Source organism: Rhodococcus sp. 05-2256-B1 (genome assembly GCF_002258465.1).
Taxonomy (GTDB): Bacteria; Actinomycetota; Actinomycetes; order Mycobacteriales; family Mycobacteriaceae; genus Rhodococcoides; species Rhodococcoides fascians.
This window is the reverse complement of the sequence record NZ_NOZA01000026.1, coordinates 358,635-381,673: the sequence shown is the minus strand read 5'-3', so window position 1 is coordinate 381,673 and position 23,039 is coordinate 358,635. Positions and strand designations below refer to the sequence as shown.

The window sequence follows — 23,039 nt, the reverse complement described above, 5'->3', positions numbered from 1 at the left end:
CGAGACTACCGGTCGGATGGACTTCCTGGGTTCGACGCCCCGTCCCGAGCGGTCGGTTCGGACGCGTTCGCGGCCTGCGTACGCGACAGCAGGACCGTCGTGACGATCATGACGGCCACGGCCACGACGATGACCGTCAGGGCTGCGCCCTCGGTTCTGATTCGCTCGTTCAGGACAGTGACTCCGACGAACGCCGCGCCGAGTGGTTCACAGATCGTCACTGCCGGCATCGACGCCGACAGCGGACCCACCTGGAATGCACGCTGCTGCAGGTAGAAACCGACGACGCCGGATCCGATCAGCGTGTAGGTCTGCCAGGCCGTCAGCGCCTCGACCGGGTTACCGTCGACGAGGTCGGTGACGTTCTTGGTCAGCGCAGCCGCCAGGCCGAACAACAAACCTCCCGCTGCACCGAGCAGTAGTGCCCGAACTCCCGGCGAGGTGAGCAGCAATCCGCCCGCGGCGGCGCAGCCGACAACGACGGCCACCGCGATCAATGGAACGAGCCACTGCACGAAAGGGGCGTCGGTATTGCCCTCGCTCGGATCGCCCACCACGATGAAGACGGCAAGTGCCGCGGCCATCGCCACGGCGAGCGCCCAGGTGGTGGCAGGCAGTGTTCTGCCGACCAGCTTTGCCGACATCGGGAGAGCGAACAGCAGTGCTGTCACCAGCAGAGGTTGAACGACCAGCACCGAGCCGACCCACAGCGCGGCGATCTGAACCGCATAGCCACCGCCGTCTCCGAGGACGCCCACCCACCACCGCGGGCTACGCACCAGTGCCGAAACTAGGGATTCACCTTCGGGGACGGACGCGGCCGCGCTCTGTTGCGCGACCGACGCGCAAGCGAATAGGAACGCCGAAATCAGTGCGAGTACGACCGCCGGCCAGGACGCGGTCACCCGCGTCGTCCTCTGCTACCGCCACCCCGCCGGCTCCCGGTGCCATCGCTCCGCCCACGCCTGCCCGGCGTACCCGTCCGGCCCGCACCGCGCGCAGTTCGGGGGTCGGCCGCAGCACCGCTCGTCGTCGGTACCGAGGCCGGTAGCGGTCGACCGATCGGGGTGCGTGCGCCCGTCGGTCGACGCCACGCGGACTGGTCCAGATCGGTATCGATGATCGTGGCGGCAACGCCGGCCTCGTCGGCCATCGATCGGACGCGATCCAACTGGTCGTCCGTTGCCAGCGTCACGACGGTTCCGCGGGCACCGGCACGTGCAGTACGTCCGGCGCGATGCAGGTAATCCTTGAAATCGACGGGGGGATCGACGTGAACGACGAGAGTCACGTCGTCGACGTGAACACCGCGGGCTGCCACGTCGGTTGCGATGAGAGCCACGGACGTGCCCTGGCCGAAGGCCGCGAGCGATCGGGTGCGGTGCGCCTGAGTCTTGTTGCCGTGCAACGACGATACCGGCACACCCAGCGCGAGGCACTCGTCGGTGAGTCGATCGACGGCATGGGTGGTCCGTAGGAACAGAAGTGTCTTTCCGTCGCGGTTGGCAAGTGCGGCAGCGACTTCGGTCTTTCGGGCCGCGTCGATTCGGAAGACGAAATGGGTCATGTCGGGTTCGCTGACGGCTGCCGCAGTGGAGTGCACAGCGGGGTCTTTCAGAAACTTCTCGACCAGCCCGTCGACCTCCCCGTCCAGCGTCGCGGAGAACAACATCCTCTGACCGTGTGCCGGGGTGGCGGCCAGCAGTGAATCGACCTGAGGCAGGAAACCCATGTCCACCATGCGGTCTGCTTCGTCGATGACGGTGACCTCGACATGCTCGAGTGTGATCGAGCGTCGCTGGAGTAGATCGATGAGCCGGCCGGGAGTCGCGACCACGATGTCGACTCCGCGCTGAATATCTCGGACGTTGCGTTCGAGCGGAACACCTCCGACGACGCCGACGGTACGAAGTCCGAAGGTGGCACCGTGGATGTCGAGTACTTCACGAATCTGCAGTGCCAGTTCCCGCGTGGGGGCGAGAATCAACCCGCGCGGTGCCGCAGGTGCGCTTCGCTTGCCGGCGAGGTGGACGAGAATCGGCAGTGAGAACGCCAGGGTCTTACCCGAGCCCGTGGGTGCGCGCCCGAGGACGTCCCGTCCGGCAAGGGCATCGGGGATCGCCGCGACCTGAATGGGAAACGGGTCGCGAGCACCTGCATTCCTGAGGGAGTGCACCAGAACGACGGGGAGACCGAGGTCTGCGAACGATCGAGTGGATTGACCCGGCATGGAGCTGACCTTACCGCCGGATCGACGACGCGTTCGACCGTTCTTGTCGGTACCGCACGCAATACTTGCCCTAGAACGTGAGTTCGAATGGCGTTCGAGACGCAATCTCCGCAGGGGCGGTTGCACGGCGAAGGTGGGGGAGTCATGTGCAAGATGTGCCGAGGGTTCGGTGTCGACAATTACATCGATGATGTGAGGGCAACGATCGAGACATTCGGGTGGGCGCTGCAGTACGTGGAATCGGAGGTCGATCGAGACGGCATTCATCCCGCGTTCTGCTACACGGTCGGTCTCACCGACCTGGGCAGTCCCGAAATCGTCGTGACGGGACGCGGGCCACGTGAATCCTCGATGATCCTGAACGCGCTGGGGACTTCGGTGGCGTCGGGGATGTTGGACATCGAATCCGGAATCGGTTGTGCAGCAGCAGGATTCGATCTTCTGGCCATCGACGTACCGGATTGTGCGGACATCCTGTACGTCGCCTCCGACGTGTACGGCACGGGACGCTTCAGCGCCGTACAAGCCGTCTGGAGGGACCTCGAAGGTGCACTGCCGTGGGAGGGAATTCCGTCGACGGTGGTGCAGCCGATACTCGGGCCGGTGCCCTTCTGAGCGAGCGGATACCGATCACACCGGCGGCACCGCACGAAAGTACGCGCGGTGCCACCGGCGAGGGACCGATGTCAGGCTTCGATCTCGGACCGATCTCCACTCCACAGAGTGTGGAACTTGCCCTCGGAATCGGTGCGCTCGTAGGTGTGCGCACCGAAGAAGTCGCGCTGTCCCTGTGTCAAGGCCGCAGGCAGACGCTCGGCGCGCAGCGCGTCGTAGTACGAGAGCGAGGATGCGAACGCAGGCACCGGGATGCCGAGCGACGCAGCCGTGATGACGACGCGCCGCCAACTGTCGATCGCGTTCTCGATGGCGTCACGGAAGTACGGCGCCAGGATGAGGCTCGGTAGTTCGGCGTTGTCGTCGTACGCGTCCTTGATGCGGTTCAGGAATCGCGCCCGAATGATGCAGCCACCACGCCAGATCGTGGCGAGATCGCCCGGATGCAGATTCCAATCGTATTCGGCGCTACCCGCCGCGATCTGATCGAAGCCCTGTGCGTAGGCGACGATCTTCGACGCGTACAGCGCCCGGCTGATGTCGTGGGTGAACTGCTCGGCATCGGTCGGCTTGTCGGCCAGTGATCCCGATGCGAGGCCGACAGCGGCCTTGCGCTGGGCCCGCGATCCCGACAGAGCCCGTGCGAACACTGCCTCGGCGATCCCGGTCACGGGCACTCCGAGATCGAGTGCCGCCTTGACGGTCCATCGACCGGTGCCCTTCTGCTCGGCAGCATCGACGATCACATCGACCAGTGGCTGCCCGGTCTTCGCGTCGACCTGGCGAAGGACCTCCGCAGTGATCTCGACGAGGTAGCTCTCCAGATCGCCCTTGTTCCACTCGGTGAAGACGTCTGCAACCTGCGCAGGCGAGTACCCGAGCGCGTCGCGAAAGAGGTTGTACGCCTCGCCGATGAGCTGCATATCGGCGTATTCGATGCCGTTGTGCACCATCTTGACGAAGTGGCCGGAGCCGTCGGGCCCGATGTGCGTGCAGCACGGCGTGCCGTCCACCTGCGCAGCGATGGACTCGAGCAACGGTCCCAGTGCCTTGTAGGACTCGGCCGGACCACCCGGCATGATCGACGGGCCGTTGAGCGCGCCCTCTTCGCCGCCGGAAATACCGGCACCGACGAAGAGCAGACCGCGGTCCTTCATGGCCGCCTCGCGGCGGATCGTGTCGGTGTAGAGCGCGTTGCCGCCGTCGATGATGATGTCGCCTTCCTCCATCACACCGGCGAGTTCCTCGATCACCGCATCTGTCGGGTCGCCTGCCTTCACCATGATGAGCACGCGCCGCGGCTTCGCCAACGCGGCCACGAACTCCTCGATGGTCTCGGTACGGATGAAGTTGCCCTCGGTACCGTGCTCGGCGATCAACGCGTCGGTTTTAGCGATACTGCGGTTGTGCAACGCGACAGTGTGCCCGTGGTGGGCGAAGTTACGCGCGATGTTGGAGCCCATGACGGCGAGTCCGGTGACTCCGATCTGAGCCAGTTCTGTCTCTTTTGCTGCTGAGGTCATACAGACAGCTTTCCTTGCCGCGCGATTTCGCGCGAGCCAACCCCCTGGGTCGGGTGCGACGCAGGCCGACACGACGAAAAAGGTGCCGCATTCGCGAAGAATGCGGCACCTCGGGGTTCGAGCGACGAAGCCCGTCGAATCAGGGCTTCGCCTCGAACGATCGATCAGTGGCTGCGTGCAGGCCCGTCGAAACCGTCGTACGAACGACGCTCGGTGCGGCTACGGAACCCACCCGACCGGTTCTCGTCCTGGCGCGGGGCGGATGCGGGACGACGGTTGTCCGAGCCACGGTTGTCCGACCCGCGACCTTCGTAACCGCGACCCTCTGAGCCGCGGTACGAGCTCGAGTCGGAGCGACGCGGGCGGTCACCTTGGTAGCCGCCTTCGCTGCGCGGGTTGGATCCCTGGTAGCCGCCGGTGCGAGGGCTCGATCCCTGGTAGCCGGTGCGGGGACGGTCACCCTGGTAGCCGCCTTCGCTGCGCGGGTTGGATCCCTGGTAGCCGCCGGTGCGAGGGCTCGATCCCTGGTATCCCGTGCGGGGACGGTCACCCTGGTAGCCGCCTTCGCTGCGCGGGTTGGAACCCTGGTAGCCACCGCTGCGGGGGTTGGATCCCTGGTAGCCACCGGTGCGCGGGCGGCTGTTGCGATCACGCGGGGTGGATTCGGCACGCAACGGCTCACCGGTCGGCTTCTTGGCTCCGGTGATGCTGTTGAGTTCGGCCGAACCGGGGGAGACGTTGACCGCGGTGGCCTTGACGCCGGCCATCCCGGTCAAACGCAGAACCTGACGACGCTGATTGGGGAGCACGATCGCGACGACGGTGCCCTTTTCTCCGGCGCGTGCCGTGCGGCCGGCGCGGTGCAGGTAGTCCTTGTGGTCAGCGGGCGGATCGACGTGTACGACCAGGTCGATTCCGTCGACGTGAATTCCGCGGGCCGCGACGTCGGTGGCCACGAGCACAGGGGTACGACCGTTCTTGAATCGCTCGAGCACTCGGGTGCGCTGGTTCTGTGCCTTGCCGCCGTGCAGCGACTCTGCAGCGATGCCGAGGGCGCGCAGGCGATCGGTGATGCCGTCGCAGCCCAGCTTGGTGCGTGCGAACATGATGGTGCGGCCGCCTTCACGGGCACCGATCTCCGAGAGCACCAGATCCTTCTGGCCGCGGTCGACCATGAGGACGTAGTGGTCCATGGTTCGGACGCTGGCCTTGCCGTCCTGGGTGGAGTGCTCGACGTGGTCGGGCAGGAACTGGCGAACCAGTGACTGGACCTCGCGGTCGAGGGTGGCCGAGAACAGCATCCGCTGGCCGTCTGCGGGTGTATCGGCGAGTACGGCGCGCACCTCGGGCAGGAAGCCCATGTCGGCCATCTGATCGGCCTCGTCGAGTGCGGTGATCTCGATGGAGTCGAGGATGCAGGTGCCCTGACGCAGGTGATCTGCCAGTCGTCCCGGAGTGGCGACCAGTACGTCGACTCCGCGGCGAAGCTGCTCGACCTGCTTGTTGAACGGGGTTCCGCCGACAGCAGGCATGACCCGGAGGCCCTGTGCGTTGGCGTAGGGAGCGAGCGACTCGACAACCTGGAACGCGAGTTCGCGGGTGGGAACCAGTACGAGCGAACGCGGGCGCTTGGCGGCCGGTCGATCGGTGTGCAGCGACAGGCGCTGCAGGATCGGCAGGCCGAAGGCGAGGGTCTTGCCCGAACCTGTCTGCGCGCGACCGAGGACGTTCTTGCCGGCGATGGCGTCGGGAAGCGCCTTTTCCTGGATGGGGGACGGCACGGTGATCGAGTTACGAGCGAGAGCCGCGACGACTGCCTCGGGCAGACCGAGCTCGGCGAATGTGAACGCCGGTGCCGCTGCGGGCGTCGGTACGGCCGTCGAGTCGGACTCGGGGGAAACGGTGGTATTGGAAACAGCGTTGGTCACGCAGTAAAGCCTCTCCGGATTGCGGGCACGCCAATAAGCCCGAAGCTGAGAGACCCGACGAGAAGGGAAACACGAAAAACAGCCAGAACACATTGATACGAGCCAGGGCACTGTCACCTGGCCATCGGTACGCAGGTCGAACCTGCATAAAGTGGGGCTGTTTGTGCCATTTCGATTGCTTGGTCGCGATGGCGACCGAGTTCTACTGTACGGGACGTACCGCCATTTGTTCACCCGGATGGGTGTGACCTGCGTGACCCCCCTGACGTGGCGGCGCTCGATCAGCCGAGGAGTTTGCTCAGCTCTTCGAGCCACGGCATCGCGACGTAGATGGTCGGCAGCACGAGTATGACGACGGCGGCCAGATATGCCACAGCGGCGACCCGGACGTCGCTGCCCGGCCCGCTCAACCGCTGGACGCGAATGAGTGTGTGCGGTCCGCCGGCTGCCATGGCACCCCGCGGTGCGGTGGATCCGGCACACGTCACGAGTGCGCGCGCGAGAGGGGTGGGTCCGGTGACCTTGACCGCCGTGTCATCGGCCAGCAGTTCGACCAACAACTGAACGCTGCTCAGGGCGGACTTGCTACGAACAATTCTGGGGAACGCCTCGTTGACCGCGGTGAACGCTTCCAGCACGAGGTCGTGCCGGGATCGTAGGTGTGATCGCTCGTGGCTGAGGATCGCGGTCACTTCCGCTTCGGAGAGGCTGGCAAGCGTTCCGCGGCTCAGCACCACCCGCTGCCGTAGTCCGGGCAGGCAATACGCAATCGGTTCCGCCGCGTCCAGAACCCGGATGTCTGCATCACGCAGGCCCCTGAACGGATTGTCGCTCTTGTCGGTCCGGTCGAGCAGATCGACCAACATGCGATGACGGGAGCGGCGACGGCGGGTACGCACCGCCACCTGAGCCACCGAGAACATCAGTTTCGCTCCGATGCCCAGAGTGATCGCGAGCACCACCACGTACAAGGTCCACAGAGGCAGGCCCAAGGCGTCGATCTCGTCGGTCGGAGCCGTGGTCGGACGGCCGTCGGGGCCCGGCACGAGCAGCAATCCGCCGATTGCGAGGCCGGAACTGAAGGCCGACAACACGGCCGCGAGGGCGATGGCCTGCCACAGCACCAGAGCAGCGCGAGGCGACCGGTACGGCCAGCTCGCGCGGGCGAGCATCGCCGGCACAGGTCCAGCCAGGATCAGCGCGAGTATCGCGAATACCAGCGCAGTGGTGGAGTTCATGTCCTCACTTACTACGAGGAGCCTCAGTCCGTCGGACGGCCTTCTGCAGCAGAAGGTGACTCTGTCGTCGATTGTGCCACTTCCAGCGCCGCGAGTGCTTCACGGAGGGCGGCGGCCTCATCTGCTCCGACCTGCCCGACGAAGTGCACGAGGGCAGCTGCACGACCGCCGGAGGCGGGGGCCTGGGACAACGCGTCGACCATCAGGCTCGCGACCAACTCGTCGCGACCATGGACCGGGGCGTAGCGGTGAGCTCGGTCGTCGCGCTGCTGGACGACCAAACTTTTCTTCGCCAGACGCTGCAGGACCGTCATCACGGTCGTGTACGCGAGTTCACGATGAGTCGCAAGGGCCTCGTGGACCTGACGAACGGTCTGCGGCTCCGTCGATTCCCACAGATGGTCCATTACTGCGCGTTCCAATTCACCAAGGCCAGCCATTCCTCCGAGTCTACGGCCAGTCCGACGCGGATGCGTACTACTCGTAGTAGTAACTACCGTCCGTGTGCTGTGGTCTCGGTCATAGCCGCGGTCGAGTGGCGTCGGCGGGTCGTGACCGTGAGCGGGTCCGTGGGCATACTCTGTCGAGAGTTGGTGCCGCTGGGCCGAGTCGGAAAGATGAGTGGAGACCTCGCGTGAAGTGGTTCGATTCGCTGTCGTTGCTCGATGGGCCACTGCCGGTGATCGTGTCCGCGCTCGGCGCCGCCGGCGGACTGTGGTTGCTGGTCTCGAGGTCGCGTCGGTACGCCAGGCGTGCGCTGCCGATCGCTGCCACCGCGGCGATCGTCGTCACGGCTATCGGTTACGTACTGGTCGAAAAAGTATGGCGTCCGTTCCCCGATCCGATCGACATCTCGATCTACGTGTGGATCGGGGTGGGTGTGGCTGCCCTGTTCGCACTCGTACCACGGTCGATCGCAGCCCGCGGCGTGGTCGGCACAGTGGTGTCGGTGCTGGCGGCGGTCCTCGTGGTGGCAACGTCTGCTCTGCACGTCAACCTCGAATTCGATGCGTATCCGACCGTGGGTAATGCGCTCGGTGTCGAGTCGGCCGAGCGCATAGCGTTCTCGGACGTGCCGCCTCCGGTCTCCGACACCGTCACCGGCACGCCCCTGGAATCTGTCTGGTCCGCACCTGCCGACCTGCCTTCCGCCGGCCGCGTCACCTCCGCCACCATTCCTGCCACCGCGTCGAACTTCACGGCGCGAGACGCCCAGATCTACCTACCGCCGGCCTACTTCGCCGATCCCCGTCCGCTCCTTCCTGTCCTCGTACTGCTCGCCGGCCAGCCCGGCGCACCCGAAGACTGGTTCAACGGGGGCAAGCTCGCCGAGACCATGGACAACTTCGCGCGTGATCATGCCGGTCTGGCACCGGTGGTGGTCGTGGCCGACGGCACCGGCTCGTCGATCGCCAATCCGCTCTGCGTGGATTCGACACTCGGCAACGCGGCCACGTACCTCGCACGTGACGTTCCCGATTGGATCGACAACTCCCTGCAGGTGGATCGCAACCGTGCTCATTGGGCGATCGGCGGATTGTCCTACGGCGGAACGTGCTCGATACAGATGGCCACCAATCATCCCGAGGTCTATCCCACGTTTCTCGACCTGTCGGGTCAGCGAGAGCCGACCCTCGGCGATCGAGATCGAACCGTGCAGCAGGCGTTCGGCGGCAACGCCGCAGCGTTCACCGCGATCAACCCTCTCGACCTGCTGAAATCGCGTCGATACCCGGACTCTGCCGGTATTTTCGTCGTGGGGTCCGAGGACAAGGATTACCAACCGGGTCAGCAGGAGATGTACGACGCGGCGAAGGCCGCTGGAATGGATGTGCAGTACGTGGAGGTACCAGGGGGACACAGCTTCGCGGTGTGGTCCGAAGGCTTACGTCGAGAACTGCCGTGGCTGGCTACGAGAACAGGACTGACGGCGTGAACACCGACGAGTCGGGGGGGCCGACGGAAGCGATCGATGCTGCGGCACCGACGTGGATGTCCGAGAAGGTGGCCGTCGTGAGATCCGCCGCCTCGGCGACGATGCGGCAGTCGCGGCGATTGTGGTCGCTGATCCTGTTCGGTGCCGTGGGTGCCCCGGTCAGCTTCACCCTGCTCGCCGTGGTCTGGCTTTCGGGGATGTATGCCGTCGTGTCGGACGGCCATGGTCAGGTCGACAGGTACTTCGCGGTAGGCATCGTCCCGTTCGAGCACTGGCATCTCTGGACGCCGCTGACATCTGGTCTGGCAGCGCCGAATATTGCGGGCTGCGTGGTGGCGACCGTTGCGGTGCTCCTCGCTGCTGCCCCGATCGAACGTCGTATCGGTTCCCGTCGGTTCGCGGTAGCCGCATTCGTGACGCAGGTTGCGGGGTCGTTGTTCGGGCTGGGCCTGGCCGTGCTGGCGAAGACCGTCGACGAGGATTGGGGTTTCCGCCTCCACGTAGGTACGGCCGTGGGCCCGACGACATGGGTCTGTGGCGTTGTGCTGGTTGCCACGTCGCGGATGGACACGCTGTGGCGCAGGCGGATTCGCGTCGGACTGCTGACCCTTCTGGTGACCCTGGCCTTGTTCGGCGGTCATCTGCAGGACGTCGTTCGGTTGGCGGCAGCGGTGATCGGTCTGATCGTGGGCCCGTGGATCGTCGGCCGGTCGGCGCGCGGTCCGAGATTGGCGGGAACGCAGCGTGAAGGACGTGTCCTGGTCGCGCTGATCGTCGCCGCCAGTGCCCTGGGTCCGGTGCTGGCGGCCTTGAGCCCCAATGCTGTGGGGCCGTTCGCGGTGCTTCGCGACGTGGTTCGCGGTGTGCCGTACACAGCTGCCGAGGTTCGTGAGATCTGCGCCGATGCCACGACCGATCCGGTGGAATGCCGCCGCGGGCTGCTCGACCTCAGGCTGGGCGGAGTCGGACCGACGATCCTGAGCATCATGCCGTCGCTGTTCCTGTTGGTGGTCAGTGACGGTTTGCGCCGCGGTCGACGGTTCGCGTGGGCGATGGCAGTGATTTCGCAGGTGGTTCTGCTCGCGCTGTCGGTGGCGAACTACGCCATCCGATTCCTCGAAGCCGGTGACGACGAATCGTTGTTCTACGGGCTGGAATCTCCCACGGCCTACCGCACTGCCGTGCCCTTCCTTCTGCCCCTGATCGTCCTGCTGGTCCTGATCGTCACTCGGAAGTTCTTCGACGTGTCGGCACCGGCTGGCACGTACCGACGCTGGGCCGCGTCCGTCGTGGCCGCCGTAGTAGGACTCGGCCTGATCTACTCGATCGGCGGCTATCTCGGTCGCGGCGGTTTCGCCGACTCGCCGTCCTTCGGCGGACTGCTGATCGATTTCCCGCAGAGGCTGGTTCCGCCGGTCTATCTGCAGTGGCTCGAGCCCGCCCTTCTACCCCAGAGCATCCCGACCACCTTGCTGTTCGAGTGGACCGGCGTCGTGTTCTGGGTCGTGGTGTGCGTGCTCACGATCAGCACCTTCCTCACACCGGTGTACGGCCCGGAGACCGATGCCACCGAACGGGCTCGCAGCGTGCTGATGTCGAACAGCGGCTCGGCGCTGTCGTGGATGACGACCTGGCGCGGAAACAAGTACTGGTTCAGCGCCGACGGCCGCAGCTACGTGGCGTATCGCGTCATTTCCGGCGTGGCTTTGACCACCGGAGATCCCGTCGGGCCGCGAGAATCGTTGCGAGACAACGTCGTCGAGTTTGCCGAATTCGCGTCGAAGAACGGGTGGATTCCGTGTTTCTACTCCGTCACCCCGGCCGTCCGGCGTATCACCGATTCTCTCGGCTGGGGCGGTATCCAGGTCGGTGAGGAGACAGTGCTCGATCTGGACGGGATCGCGTTCACCGGCAAGCGGTTCCAGGATGTTCGTACTGCGCTCAATCGAGCGAAGAAGGCAGGCGTCGTTGCGGAGTGGATTCGGTTTCCCACCGCTCCACTGGCCATCACCGATCAGATCACCGCGATCTCCGAGGAGTGGGTAGCAGACAAGGGGATGCCGGAGATGGGCTTCACCCTCGGCGGACTCGAGGAGGTCGACGACGAGAACGTGCGATGCCTGATTGCCGTCGACGAACATCGAACCGTGCACGGGGTGACGTCGTGGATGCCCGTCTACGAGGACGGCGTCATCGTCGGGTGGACGCTCGATTTCATGCGGAGACGGTCGGAAGGCTTTCGGCCGACAATGGAGTTTCTCATCGCCTCTGCCGCCCTGCTCCTCGAGCAGGAGGGGGCCAGGTTCCTGAGCCTGTCCGGTGCACCTCTGGCCAAAGTCGACGAGAAGCAGCCCGAGCACGTGTCCAGCGCCGAGCAGTCGACGCTGTCCGGCTTGCTCGAACGGTTGCTCGATGTTCTTGGGCGCACCCTCGAACCTGTCTACGGGTTCCGGTCGCTGCTGGCATTCAAATCCAAATTCCAGCCGCGCTACGAGCCGATGCACATGACGTTCGCCGATCCGGCCGCCCTGCCCAGTATCGGCAACGCAATCGGCCGGGCCTACCTGCCCGACGTGTCCATCGGTCAGGGCTTCAAGCTCGTCCGAACGATGATCGAGCGGTGACGCTCTGCGCTAGACGGCCCGCGAGTCCGGTGTCCCGGAACGCCTGTCCGACTTCACCGGACCACCGACCGACCCGTACACGTGGCGAGTTCCGATCGGAACGATGAGCGGGCGATCCGACATGGGATCGTCGATCACGGCTGCCTCGAGACCGAACACGTCGAGCAGTAGTTCCTCCGAGATGACGTCCTGAGGGCGACCGGACGTGACGATGGTTCCCTGCTTCATGACGATCAACTGGTCGCTGTATCGCAGTGCGAGGTTGAGATCGTGCAACACCATGACGATGGTGCGGCCGAGCTCCTCGTGCAGGCGATCGACGAGGTCGAGTACCTCGATGGAGTGGGCAAGGTCGAGGTAGGTCGTCGGCTCGTCCAACAGCAGGATGTCGGTGCCTTGCGCCAGTGCCATCGAAATCCAGGCGCGTTGTCGTTGACCACCGGACAGCTCGTCGACGGGACGGTCGGCGAGGTCGCCGACGCCGGTGAGTTCGAGTGCGTTGGCCACTTCTGCCTCGTCGTCCGAGCTCCATTGCCTTATCCACGACTGATGGGGGTGACGACCGCGCGAGACCAGATCGGCGACGGTCAGTCCTTCCGGAGCAGTTGGTGCCTGCGGCAGCATACCCAGGGTTCGGGCAACCTCTTTGGTCTTCATCGAGGAGATCGCCCGGCCGTCGAGCATCACGCTGCCGGCCTTGGGCTTGAGCAGGCGTCCGAGCGACCGCAACAGGGTCGACTTGCCGCAGCCGTTCGGGCCGATGACGGTGGTGATCACCCCGGTGTGAATCGCGAGGTCGAGGTGCTCGATGATGGTCCGGTCGCCGTAACCGAGGCTGAGATCGTCTGCGACCAAACGCGAGGCGTGGCTGATTGTCATACGGAAGCCTTTCGATTACTGCGCACGAGAAGGTACAGAAGGAACGGTCCACCGAGTGCCGAGGTGACGATGCCGACCGGCAGTTCCACCGGCAGGATCGTCCGCGCGATGAGATCACTCGCCACTACCAGCAGTCCGCCCAGTAATGCCGAGGCGATGATCGGCGGTCCCGGGGTTCGAAGGAGCCGTACCGCGATCTGCGGGGCTGCCAGTGCGACGAACGCGATCGGTCCGGCCGCAGCCGTGGCGACGGCAGCGAGTGCGACGGCGGCGAGCAACATCACGGCTTGGCTGTGCTGCAACCGGACTCCGAGCGATCGTGCATTGTCGTCACCCAGACGCAGTGCTCCCAGCGTGAACGTCGACACGATGGTTGCGCCCCCGACGATGACGACGGCGACTGCGACCGGCCACACCGTCGACCAGTTGGCTCCGTTGAGAGAACCGTTGAGCCAGACCTGCGCGCGCGACACGTCGTTGATGTCGGCGCTGATCAGCAACCACCCGATGACGGCCGTGAGCATGGCGTTGACGGCGATTCCCACCAGAATGAAGCGAAAGCCGTCTACGCCTTTCCGCCAGGCGAGTGAGTAGATCGCTATTGCGGTGAGCACTCCGCCGATCAGCGCTGCCAGTGGCAGACCGAGGGTGGCGAGCAGACCGCTGAAGGTACCGCCGCCGCCCAGGACGATCAGCGCGACGGCTGCAGCACTGGCACCGGCGGTGATGCCGAGAATATCGGGACTGGCGAGTGCGTTTCGAGAGATGGATTGCGTGATCGCACCGGAAATTCCCAGGGCCGCTCCGACGAGCAAGCCCGTCAACGACCGGGGCAGGCGTAGGTCCATGACGATGAACCGTTCGATCCGCGTTCCGCCGCCGAGCAGGACATCGAGCACCTGGGGGATCGACAGCGGAAAGTCGCCGCGGCCGATATTGACACACATGACGAGAATCAAGGCGGCAGCCACGAGGACGGTGGTGACGACCATCAGTGGACGGCGGACGAGGGACACCCGCCCCAGGCGAACGGCGGGCCGCGCGGGCACGGTGCCGGGACCGGCCGTGGAGGGTTCGGGGGACCGGATCTCGGCGGTCACAGGCTCGCCAACTTTCTACGGCGTACCAGTGCGATGAAGAACGGCGCGCCGAAGAGTGCGAGGACGATGCCCACCTGCAACTCGCCCGGGCGCACCACGACGCGTCCGATGACGTCGGCGATCATCAGCATCACGCCGCCCATGAGGCCCGCGTAGGGCACGAGCCAGCGGTAGTCGGGTCCGGTCACCGCTCGGGCGATATGCGGAACGACGAGGCCGACGAAGGCAATGGGCCCGCACGCGGCCGTTGCCGCTCCGGTCAGCAAAGTGATGGCCAGGATTCCGACGGTTCGGGTGACCGCGATGTTGGTTCCGAGGGACCGCGCAACGTCCTCGCCCAGGCTCATGACGTTCAGGCCCGGGGTGCTGGCGAGTGCGATCAGCACACCGAGAATCAGGAAGGGGAGAACCTGCCACAGCACGTCGAGCCCCCGACCGGCGACCGATCCGACCACCCAGAAGCGGTAGCCGTCGAGGCTCGTCTGGTCTAGCAACACGACGGCATTCGTCATCGCGGAGAGGAAGAACGCGACACCCGCGCCCGCCAGGGCGAGGTTGATCGGACTCGATCTGCCCGACCCGATGGACGACAGACCGAACACCACGACGCTCGCCACTGCCGAACCCGCGAACGCGAACCACAGGTACTGGCTCGGAGAGGTGAACCGGAACAGGTAGATGGCCATGACGACGAAGAACGCAGCCCCGGAATTGAGGCCGAGCAAGCTGGCATCGGCCAGCGGGTTGCGCGTATGTCCCTGGATGAGGGCACCTGCGATACCGAGCGCGATGCCGACCACCAACGCCAGCACCGTTCGGGGGACCCGCAAGGTCCGCACGATGATGTCGGTGTCCGTGCCGTTCGAATCGATCAATGCATGGGCGATCTCGGCGAACGTCAGTGGTCGGGCACCGATGGCGATGCTCGCAAAGATGCCGGCGGCCAGAGCGACGACCAGCACTGCCAGGCCGAGCAATCTGCGTCGGCGAATGGCGGCAACCGAACCATCCTTGGGAATGGGCTCGAAATCATCCGCTGCAGCGGTCTTCTCGCGCACGACCTCCGAACTGGACCGGCCGAGACCGAACTGGCGACGGAGAGCTCGACGGACACCGACCGGGCCGGTGGTGTCGGTGTCGCGGAGCGTCAGACTCATCCACCGTCTACCTGTGCTCTGCCCCTCGTTGCCATCGCGGTAGCCGCGGTTCCAGACGAACAAGGCGACGGCCACCGAAACAGAAATGGCTCCGAACACGACACGGTCGGCCTGGCCACCGCCGTTGTCGTCGCGAAGGGCGTCGACGATAGACCACCCGATGAACAACGGCACGAGCACGATCAGCGCGTCGATCCCCGCGGCTGCGATGCGTGTACTCCGCGGTGCGGGCCCGGTGGGCACGTCCTCGGTCCCGTATCGCTCGTCGGGCGAGCGACGCGAGCCGTGAGGGCCGAGTAGCGGAGCTGTGGTCACTGGGGTCGTGACTCCTCGCTGGATCGAAGGGACACGGTTTAGGTTACGGAACCCTTGCTCGCCGTGCGACACGAGGTAAGGGTAGCGGTGCCTGACTCGGCAGCCGTATCTGGTTAGGCTAACCTACATCCATTGGTCGACGGTGGGGCGAGTTCACCGATCACGAACAGAAGGAGCATTCAGGTGTCAGTTGCAACTGCGGCATTCACGGGCTGGGCCGATGTGCACCGATTCTCGGACCGATCCGGTGGGCACGCGCTGTTGGCCGAGTCGTGTTCCACTCTGCGCGCGCTCAATCCCGACTATCCGAGGATGTACGCGGTGGCCGCCATGGCCGACGAGGGCAAGCGGCGTTGGTGGCAGCTGTCGGTCGGTCTCGACGACGGTCGCGTCGAGCAGATGTACCGCCGTTCGCTCGAGGATCTCGAAGTGCCGCACGCTGCGGCGGTGCAGGTGGCGACTGCGCTGATTCATGCGGTGGTCGGACGGGTTGCAGCACTGCTCGTGCTCGAAGCGCGTGCCTGGGATCCGGGCATCGAGAACTTGTGGATCCATATGGACAGCGACGGGGGAATCGATTGGGCGGGAGTTGCGTCGCCCATCTTGCGAGTGCTGCCGGAGGATCCGGCAGCCGGCGAGCCCGGAACCGTGACGTTGCCCTGTGAACAGGCTCTTCTCGTCTGGACCGCGCATCGGTGCCTGACGTCTCTCGGGTCTGTCTATCGCGCGATCAGTGAGCGGGCTCCGCTGGATGCTCGCGTCTTCTGGGCGCTGGTGGGTGACGCGATCCTCGGTGCGTCGACGTACGTCCCGATTTTGGCCGGGACCGGCCCATCCGCCGGAACGCGGCGAGGCCAGTTACTGCTCGACGCAATGGTCGCTGCCGGCGCGCCCGTGCGATCGCGAGTCGGAGTCCCGGGCCGGCAGCGCCTACGCGCCTCCTGAAGGCCTTGCGTCCGAAATGAGGTATGCCTATGCTAATTTCATACCAACGGACCGCGCCGGAGACCTGAGGGCTGCAGTGTCTCCCGGTCCTTGCCACGGTGGGCCTCTCGTTCGACTCGAACGAGAGGCCCACCGATTTTCTCGGGCGGAGTGTCGTGTATTTCTGGTCATGGGTCGACTGCAGTCGGCGAACATTCTCAGTACGCGACCGGAAGCGGAGCAATGACCGATTCGAACGGCACCACCGAAGCGAGCCCCTTCGAGACCCTCACCCCGGAACAGTTGACCGAACTCTGCGGACGCGGATTCGACGGCGTGGTCGGACTGACCTACCGAGAAGTGACCGGCGACGTCGTTCGCGCAGAGTGGGATGTCACCCCGCAACTGCACCAGCCGGCCGGGATCATGCACGGTGGTGTTCTGTGCGCCGTGGTGGAATCGGTTGCCAGCATCGGTGGATCGGCCTGGTTCGGTTCGCGCGGTCATGTCGTCGGGGTGAACAACAGCACGGACTTCCTGCGAGCAACGCGCTCGGGCTCTCTTGCCGCGCACGGACATCCGATCCATCGAGGCCGCACCCAGCAACTCTGGCAGGTCGACATCTCCGACGAGGGCGGTCGCCTGGTGGCACAGGGCAAAGTGCGGCTGGCGAATATCGAAAACACAGCACGTCTGGGACAGTGAAGCCCATGACCGGACACGACGATGTCGTTCCCCCTTCCGCCGGCGGAGCGCTGACCGACGACGCGTTCGCCCGCATCGAAGCACTCTTCGAGCCCATCGATGCCGATCTGGCGCAGCACTATCCGGGAGACCGAATAGGCGGGCAGCCCTCCCACACTGTCTACGTCCCGGCCTCCGAGGCGTCCGAGAACATCCCGGCCGCATGGGGAACCGCAGCCCTCGGCCTGCTCGATGCGCATCCCGAGGCCTTCGCCGGCCTCGGCACCACCGATGCTCTACCGGTGGTACGGGACCGGCTGAACGCAGCACCGATCCAGGACCTCAGGTTCGATTTCGAGGACGGCTACGGGTGGCGCTCCGACGCCGTCGAGGATCGTCACGCCGCGGCAGCAGGTGCAGCGTTGGCTGCGCTGGCACACGACACGGCGGGCCCGTCGTGGCTGGGCATCCGTGCGAAAGGCCTTGCCGCTCATGAGCGTCGGCGTGGCATTCGAACCCTGGAACTCGTCCTGGACGGGGCCGGGGGAGTGCCCGACGGGTTCGTGTTCACAGTGCCCAAACTCCGCGCGGTCGAGCAGGTTTCGGCCGTGGTCGCGTTGTGCGATGAACTCGAGCGGGCTCACGGTCTTCCCGATCGGGCACTCCGTTTCGAGTTGCAGATCGAAAGCCCGCAGGCCGTGATCGGTGCCGACGGTACGACGACGTTGGCGCGTGCGATAGCCCGCGCGGATGGTCGCTGCACGTCGCTCCACTACGGCACCTACGACTACAGCGCGGCGTGTGGAATCACATCGGCGCAGCAATCTCTGGCTCATCCGGTGGCAGACCATGCCAAGAACATCATGTTGGTTGCGGCAGCGCAGACAGGCGTGTGGGTGTGCGACGGGTCCACCCAGGTGGTTCCGACCGGTAGCTCCGAACAAGTGGCAGCGTCGGCGCGGCGCCACTTCGATCTGGTGACCAGATCCCTCGAGCGGGGCTTCTACCAGGGGTGGGACATGCACCCCGGTCATCTGGTGACGCGGTGGTTGGCCACGTTCGAGTTCTTTCGTCACGCGATGCCCGTCGCCGCAGCTCGGCTGGGCAACTACCTCGATCGTCGCGGCGGAGATGTGATGGACGAGCCGGCGACGGCGCAGGCTCTCGCGGGCGTCTTGGTACGCGGCCTGGACGCGGGCGCGTTCGGGGTCACCGAACTGCAGGACGTGGCCCCTTCTGTCGACCGAAATGTCCTGCGGGGTCTGCTCGATCGGTCGGTCACCGTGCCCTTGGGCTGACTGCGTGTCAGAATTGCCGAGCATCATCACCGATCGGACGGAGAACCTACATGCGGTTGTCTCCGCACGAGCAGGATCGACTGCTCGTCAGCTACGCCGCCGAACTCGCGCGGCGGCGCCGTGCTCGCGGCCTGAAACTCAATCACCCCGAGGCGATCGCGGTCATCACCGATCACCTCCTCGAGGGTGCTCGTGACGGAAAGTCCGTGGCCGAGCTGATGGCGTCGGGCCGGGAAGTGCTCACGGCCGACGACGTACTGAGTGGTGTGCCCGAACTGCTTCCCGAGGTGATGGTGGAAGCGACGTTCCCCGACGGAACGAAACTGATCACGGTGCACGAGCCGATCTCGCCCGAGCGCAGAGACGGCCATCTGGTTCCGGGTGAGATCTTCACCGTCGCAGGAGATATCGAGATCAACGACGGCGCCGAATCGATCACGTTGACGGTGGTGAACGGCGGCGATCGACCGGTGCAGGTGGGAAGTCACGTGCATCTTCCTCAAGCGAACGCCGCCCTGCAGTTCGATCGCGATCGCGCCTACGGGTGTCGGCTCGACATTCCGGCCGGCACTGCCGTGCGCTTCGAGCCGGGCATCGAGCAGACGGTGCAACTCGTGCCCCTCGGTGGGACCCGCGAGGTATACGGCTTGAGCATGACACCTCCAGGAAAGTTGGACAGCTGATGGCGCGTATGAGTCGCAGTCGATACGCCCAGTTGTTCGGCCCTACGACGGGTGATCGGATTCGGTTGGCCGACACCGACCTTCTGATCGAGATCACCGAGGACCGAAGTGGCGGTCCGGGCAAGGCCGGCGAGGAAGCGGTGTTCGGCGGCGGCAAAGTGATCCGTGAGTCGATGGGCCAGTCTCGTGCCACCCGGGCAGACGGTGCCCCGGATACCGTCATCACCGGCGTCGTCGTCGTCGATTACTGGGGAATCATCAAGGCAGACCTCGGTATTCGCGACGGTCGGATCGTTGCGCTCGGAAAGGCCGGCAATCCCGACACCATGACCGGCGTTCATCCGGATCTCGTGATCGGGCCATCGACCGAGATCATCGCGGGCAACGGAAAGATCGTCACGGCCGGCGGCATCGATTGCCATGTGCACCTCATCTGCCCGCAGATCAAGGAAGAAGCCCTCGGCGGCGGCATCACCACGGTGATCGCGGGTGGTACCGGGCCCGCGGAAGGGAGCAAGGCAACCACCGTCACCCCGGGTGCGTGGCATCTGTCCAGGATGCTCGAATCGCTCGACGACTGGCCGATGAACATCGTGCTGCTCGGCAAAGGCAACACGGTCAATCCCGATTCGATGTGGGAGCAGTTGCGCGGCGGCGCTTCGGGATTCAAGTTGCACGAGGATTGGGGGTCGACTCCCGCCGCGATCGACGCGTGCCTGCGAGTGTGCGACGAGGCGGGGGTTCAAGCGGCTCTTCACTCAGACACCCTCAACGAGGCCGGATTCGTCGAGACCACCCTCGCTGCGATCAACGGCCGTGGAATACACGCTTATCACACCGAAGGTGCCGGCGGCGGGCACGCTCCCGACATCATCACCGTTGCCGCGCAAGCACACGTGCTGCCCAGCTCGACCAATCCGACGCGTCCGCACACCGTGAACACGTTGGACGAGCATCTCGACATGTTGATGGTGTGCCATCACCTCAGTCCGAGCATTCCGGAGGATCTGGCGTTCGCCGAGAGCCGCATTCGGCCGTCGACCATCGCGGCCGAGGACTTGCTGCACGACATGGGAGCGATCTCGATGATCGGCAGCGACGCTCAGGCCATGGGACGTATCGGTGAGGTGGTACTGCGAACCTGGCAGACGGCTCATGTCATGAAGGCGCGGCGCGGATACCTGCCCGGGGACAACGGTGCCGACAACAATCGGGTCAGGCGATACGTCGCGAAGTACACGATCTGTCCGGCCGTGGCCCACGGTCTCGATGCGGAGATCGGGTCGATCGAAACGGGCAAGCTCGCCGATCTGGTGTTGTGGGATCCTGCCTTCTTCGGTGTGCGTCCGCACATGGTCATCAAGGGCGGCATGATCGCGTGGGCCGCGATGGGCGACGCCAATGCATCCATTCCTACGCCGCAACCCGAGCTGCCGCGGCCGATGTTCGGAGCGTCACCCAAGGCAGCCGCTGCGACGTCGCTGCATTTCGTTGCGCCACAAGCGATCGAGGACGGTCTGGCCGATCGCCTTGCGTGCGATCGCCGTCTCGTTCCGGTTGCGAACGTGCGCGGGATCAGGAAAGCCGATATGCCGCTCAACGATTCGCTTCCGGAGATCGAAGTCGATCCGGACACCTTCACCGTGCGTATCGACGGCGAGGTGTGGAAGGAACAACCGGCGTCCGAATTGCCGATGGCGCAACGGTATTTCCTCTTCTGATGGCGCTTGGATCCCTCTCGTCGACTGCGTCGTCGTACGCTGCACGTCGACAGGTCACAACCCTTCTCTCGCTTGCAGATTCGCGGCTTCCCACCGGTGGGCACGTCCATTCCGGGGGAGTCGAAGAAGCGATCGCATCAGGTTTCGTGCGCGACATCGATACCCTCGAGGCATTTCTGCGTCGGCGAATTCGGACGTCGGGAGCCACGGCGGCGTCCATCGCGGGTGCGGTTGTTCTCGGCTCGTTGGACACGGATGCGGCCGATGCCGAGTGCGATGCCCGGACGCCGTCGCCGGCAGTGCGAGCTGCGTCGCGAGCTCAGGGTCGGGGGTTGCTCAGATTGGCCAAATCAGCGTGGCCGCATCACGATTGGCAGTCCATCGGCCGACGGCCGCATCTGGCCGTCGCGGCCGGGCACGTGGGACTCGCAGCAGATCTGTCCGTCGCCGACACCGCGGCCGTGCAGGTGTACATCACCATGACCGGCTCGGCGATCGCGGCGCAACGTCTGCTTGCGCTCGACCCCGCCGAGGTTGCCTCGTGCACCATTCGGTTGGGGGACTTCTGCGATGAAGTGGCCGACGCCGCGTGCGCATCGCTCCCGGTTCTGATGGAGCTGTCCGATCCGCTGCTGGACATGTTCGCGGAAGCCCACGCCGTCCGCGATCGCCCATTGTTCGTATCCTGAACTCACGACCGCCGACACGGTTCTCGACCGCAGTACCGTTTTCTCGACCGAAGGAGATGTCATGCCCCCGCACCTGATCGACGGTGAGCCCCACGACCACGGGTTGGACCGACCCAAGCGCACACGGGTCGCAGGCGATGCTTTGCGTGTGGGAATCGGCGGACCCGTCGGGTCGGGCAAGACCGCCTTGGTGGCCGCCTTGTGCCGCCAGCTCCGCGACGAGCTGTCTCTGGCCGTGCTCACCAACGACATCTACACCACCGAGGATGCCGACTTCTTGCGGCGGCACGCAGTGTTGCCGGACGAGCGCATCACGGCCGTGCAGACCGGCGGCTGTCCGCATACCGCGATACGCGACGACATCACCGCCAATCTCGACGCGATCGACGACCTGATCGAGAACAACCCCCCTCTCGACCTGATTCTGGTGGAGTCCGGCGGCGACAATCTCACCGCCACGTTTTCGTCCGGTTTGATCGACGTCCAGATTTTTGTCGTCGACGTCGCGGGAGGAGACAAGGTGCCTCGTAAGGGTGGTCCCGGCGTGACGTTCTCCGACCTGCTCGTCGTCAACAAGACCGATCTCGCGCCGTACGTCGGTGCGGATCTGGGTGTGATGGAGCGCGACGCCGCGCAGGTGCGCGAGGGTCGTCCCACGGCCCTGATCTCTCTCACGGACGATCCCGCAGCAACGACGGTGCTCGGCTGGGTGCGTGAGCAATTGAAGGTCATCGCCGACGCCGACGCACACGACCACGCGCACTGAACGATGCACACCGAGCTCCGCATCGACGCGAGTCGTCGACGCAGTCCCCGCATCACATCGGTCGGCGGACTCGCAGGTAGGCAGACGGGGCCCGACACCGTCCACTTGATCGGCACCGCGGCCACGCCTCTCGGCGGAGACACCATCAGCGTCAGGATCTCGGTGGCTGCCGGCGCTCGTCTGGATGTGCGTAGTGTGGCGGCGTCCTTGGCGATGCCCGGTGCAGCACAACGTCATTCGTCGGCGCACTGGCACGTCGAGCTGGGGGCGGGAGCGTCACTCGTCTTCGACCCCGAGCCGATGGTCGTCGTCTCCGATGCCTCTCATACGGTGCTCAATGTCATCGAACTGGAACAAGACTCGGATCTCTGGCTGCGTGAGCGCGTACAGATCGGCAGGCTCGACGAGGTGGCGGGACAGTGGGCGAGTTCGATGCACTGCGATGTGGGAGGCCGGCCGCTGTTGCGCCACCGGGTGGAACTGGGGGAGGGGACGGTGGCGCACGACGGCTTGTCGGCACCGATGTCGATGTCCAGCACGCTTCGCTATCCGGACAGTCGGGATTCCGAGGTCGATCTGGCGGGCGGCACCGTACGGTTGTCCTTGGCCGGGGGTGGCTCGCTGAGTACCTCCGTCGGTCATCGCCTTCAGCCGACCCGATAGATCGGGCAGGGCAGAAAGAAAGGGCTCCGTCCGACGATGTGCGTCGGACGGAGCCCTTTCTGCTTC

Annotated in this window: 20 protein-coding genes; 11 read left to right on the top strand and 9 right to left on the bottom strand. The window is 65.3% G+C overall.

Annotated elements, in window-relative coordinates; all coding sequences use genetic code 11:
- Positions 1-5: 5 nt before the first annotated feature.
- Positions 6-905 carry a DMT family transporter gene (locus CH285_RS15030; RefSeq protein ID WP_094643223.1) on the bottom strand — a complete coding sequence of 300 codons (900 nt, stop codon included), beginning with the start codon at positions 903-905 and terminating at the stop codon, positions 6-8.
- Complete coding sequence (locus tag CH285_RS15025) at positions 902-2,230, bottom strand: DEAD/DEAH box helicase (RefSeq protein WP_094643222.1); 1,329 nt, start codon at positions 2,228-2,230, stop codon at positions 902-904. Before CH285_RS15025 ends, CH285_RS15030 begins: the two co-directional genes overlap by 4 nt.
- Positions 2,231-2,317: 87 nt before the next feature.
- Between CH285_RS15025 and CH285_RS15020 the strand changes: the two genes are divergently transcribed.
- Positions 2,318-2,845, top strand: a complete 528-nt coding sequence (locus CH285_RS15020) for a DUF4262 domain-containing protein (RefSeq protein ID WP_052060886.1) — start codon at positions 2,318-2,320, stop codon at positions 2,843-2,845.
- Positions 2,846-2,916: 71 nt separating this feature from the next.
- Here CH285_RS15020 and gndA read toward each other — a convergent pair whose 3' ends face one another.
- The 4 genes from gndA to CH285_RS15000 all read right to left on the bottom strand — a co-directional run bounded on the left by gndA (position 2,917) and on the right by CH285_RS15000 (position 7,974).
- Positions 2,917-4,368 carry an NADP-dependent phosphogluconate dehydrogenase gene (gene gndA / locus CH285_RS15015; RefSeq protein WP_032388365.1) on the bottom strand — a complete coding sequence of 484 codons (1,452 nt, stop codon included), beginning with the start codon at positions 4,366-4,368 and terminating at the stop codon, positions 2,917-2,919.
- Positions 4,369-4,532: 164 nt separating this feature from the next.
- On the bottom strand, positions 4,533-6,296 hold the full coding sequence (locus tag CH285_RS15010) for a DEAD/DEAH box helicase (protein ID WP_032370571.1): 1,764 nt from the start codon (positions 6,294-6,296) through the stop codon (positions 4,533-4,535).
- Between the two features lie 281 nt (positions 6,297-6,577).
- On the bottom strand, positions 6,578-7,534 hold the full coding sequence (locus CH285_RS15005; RefSeq protein ID WP_032370570.1) for a M56 family metallopeptidase: 957 nt from the start codon (positions 7,532-7,534) through the stop codon (positions 6,578-6,580).
- Between the two features lie 23 nt (positions 7,535-7,557).
- Positions 7,558-7,974 carry a BlaI/MecI/CopY family transcriptional regulator gene (locus CH285_RS15000; RefSeq protein ID WP_032366177.1) on the bottom strand — a complete coding sequence of 139 codons (417 nt, stop codon included), beginning with the start codon at positions 7,972-7,974 and terminating at the stop codon, positions 7,558-7,560.
- 194 nt (positions 7,975-8,168) lie between these two features.
- On the opposite strand from CH285_RS15000, the gene CH285_RS14995 reads away from it, so the two are divergent.
- Both CH285_RS14995 and CH285_RS14990 read left to right on the top strand, forming a co-directional pair.
- The gene (locus CH285_RS14995) at positions 8,169-9,470 is read left to right on the top strand and encodes an alpha/beta hydrolase (protein WP_094643221.1); all 1,302 of its coding nucleotides are present in this window, start codon (positions 8,169-8,171) and stop codon (positions 9,468-9,470) included.
- A 101-nt stretch (positions 9,471-9,571) separates the two neighbouring features.
- Positions 9,572-12,094: a bifunctional lysylphosphatidylglycerol flippase/synthetase MprF gene (locus tag CH285_RS14990; protein ID WP_094643261.1), complete on the top strand. Its 2,523-nt coding sequence runs from the start codon at positions 9,572-9,574 to the stop codon at positions 12,092-12,094.
- A gap of 9 nt (positions 12,095-12,103) precedes the next feature.
- Here CH285_RS14990 and CH285_RS14985 read toward each other — a convergent pair whose 3' ends face one another.
- The 3 genes from CH285_RS14985 to CH285_RS14975 are packed head-to-tail and all read right to left on the bottom strand — an operon-like array spanning position 12,104 to position 15,545.
- Positions 12,104-12,973: an ABC transporter ATP-binding protein gene (locus CH285_RS14985; RefSeq protein ID WP_027497146.1), complete on the bottom strand. Its 870-nt coding sequence runs from the start codon at positions 12,971-12,973 to the stop codon at positions 12,104-12,106.
- Positions 12,970-14,022: a FecCD family ABC transporter permease gene (locus CH285_RS14980; protein ID WP_174557250.1), complete on the bottom strand. Its 1,053-nt coding sequence runs from the start codon at positions 14,020-14,022 to the stop codon at positions 12,970-12,972. The genes CH285_RS14985 and CH285_RS14980 overlap by 4 nt, the downstream gene beginning before the upstream one ends.
- A 47-nt stretch (positions 14,023-14,069) precedes the next feature.
- Positions 14,070-15,545 (bottom strand): iron chelate uptake ABC transporter family permease subunit, encoded by a 1,476-nt coding sequence (locus CH285_RS14975; protein ID WP_080729245.1) that lies wholly within the window; start codon positions 15,543-15,545, stop codon positions 14,070-14,072.
- Positions 15,546-15,767: 222 nt separating this feature from the next.
- On the opposite strand from CH285_RS14975, the gene CH285_RS14970 reads away from it, so the two are divergent.
- From CH285_RS14970 to CH285_RS14935, 8 genes are all read left to right on the top strand, one after another.
- Positions 15,768-16,490, top strand: coding sequence for a hypothetical protein (locus tag CH285_RS14970; protein ID WP_228139410.1), 723 nt, complete (start codon positions 15,768-15,770; stop codon positions 16,488-16,490).
- A 222-nt stretch (positions 16,491-16,712) separates the two neighbouring features.
- Positions 16,713-17,174 (top strand): PaaI family thioesterase, encoded by a 462-nt coding sequence (locus CH285_RS14965; protein WP_027497142.1) that lies wholly within the window; start codon positions 16,713-16,715, stop codon positions 17,172-17,174.
- A 5-nt stretch (positions 17,175-17,179) separates the two neighbouring features.
- Positions 17,180-18,451: a DUF6986 family protein gene (locus tag CH285_RS14960; RefSeq protein WP_052066255.1), complete on the top strand. Its 1,272-nt coding sequence runs from the start codon at positions 17,180-17,182 to the stop codon at positions 18,449-18,451.
- A 50-nt stretch (positions 18,452-18,501) separates the two neighbouring features.
- Positions 18,502-19,134: an urease subunit gamma gene (locus tag CH285_RS14955; RefSeq protein ID WP_052060888.1), complete on the top strand. Its 633-nt coding sequence runs from the start codon at positions 18,502-18,504 to the stop codon at positions 19,132-19,134.
- Complete coding sequence (locus CH285_RS14950; protein ID WP_027497140.1) at positions 19,134-20,855, top strand: urease subunit alpha; 1,722 nt, start codon at positions 19,134-19,136, stop codon at positions 20,853-20,855. The genes CH285_RS14955 and CH285_RS14950 overlap by 1 nt, the downstream gene beginning before the upstream one ends.
- Complete coding sequence (locus CH285_RS14945; protein ID WP_052060889.1) at positions 20,855-21,544, top strand: urease accessory protein UreF; 690 nt, start codon at positions 20,855-20,857, stop codon at positions 21,542-21,544. Before CH285_RS14950 ends, CH285_RS14945 begins: the two co-directional genes overlap by 1 nt.
- Before the next feature lie 61 nt (positions 21,545-21,605).
- Positions 21,606-22,310 carry an urease accessory protein UreG gene (gene ureG, locus CH285_RS14940; protein WP_032370566.1) on the top strand — a complete coding sequence of 235 codons (705 nt, stop codon included), beginning with the start codon at positions 21,606-21,608 and terminating at the stop codon, positions 22,308-22,310.
- 3 nt (positions 22,311-22,313) lie between these two features.
- Positions 22,314-22,973: an urease accessory protein UreD gene (locus tag CH285_RS14935; protein WP_032370565.1), complete on the top strand. Its 660-nt coding sequence runs from the start codon at positions 22,314-22,316 to the stop codon at positions 22,971-22,973.
- Positions 22,974-23,039: the final 66 nt, after the last annotated feature.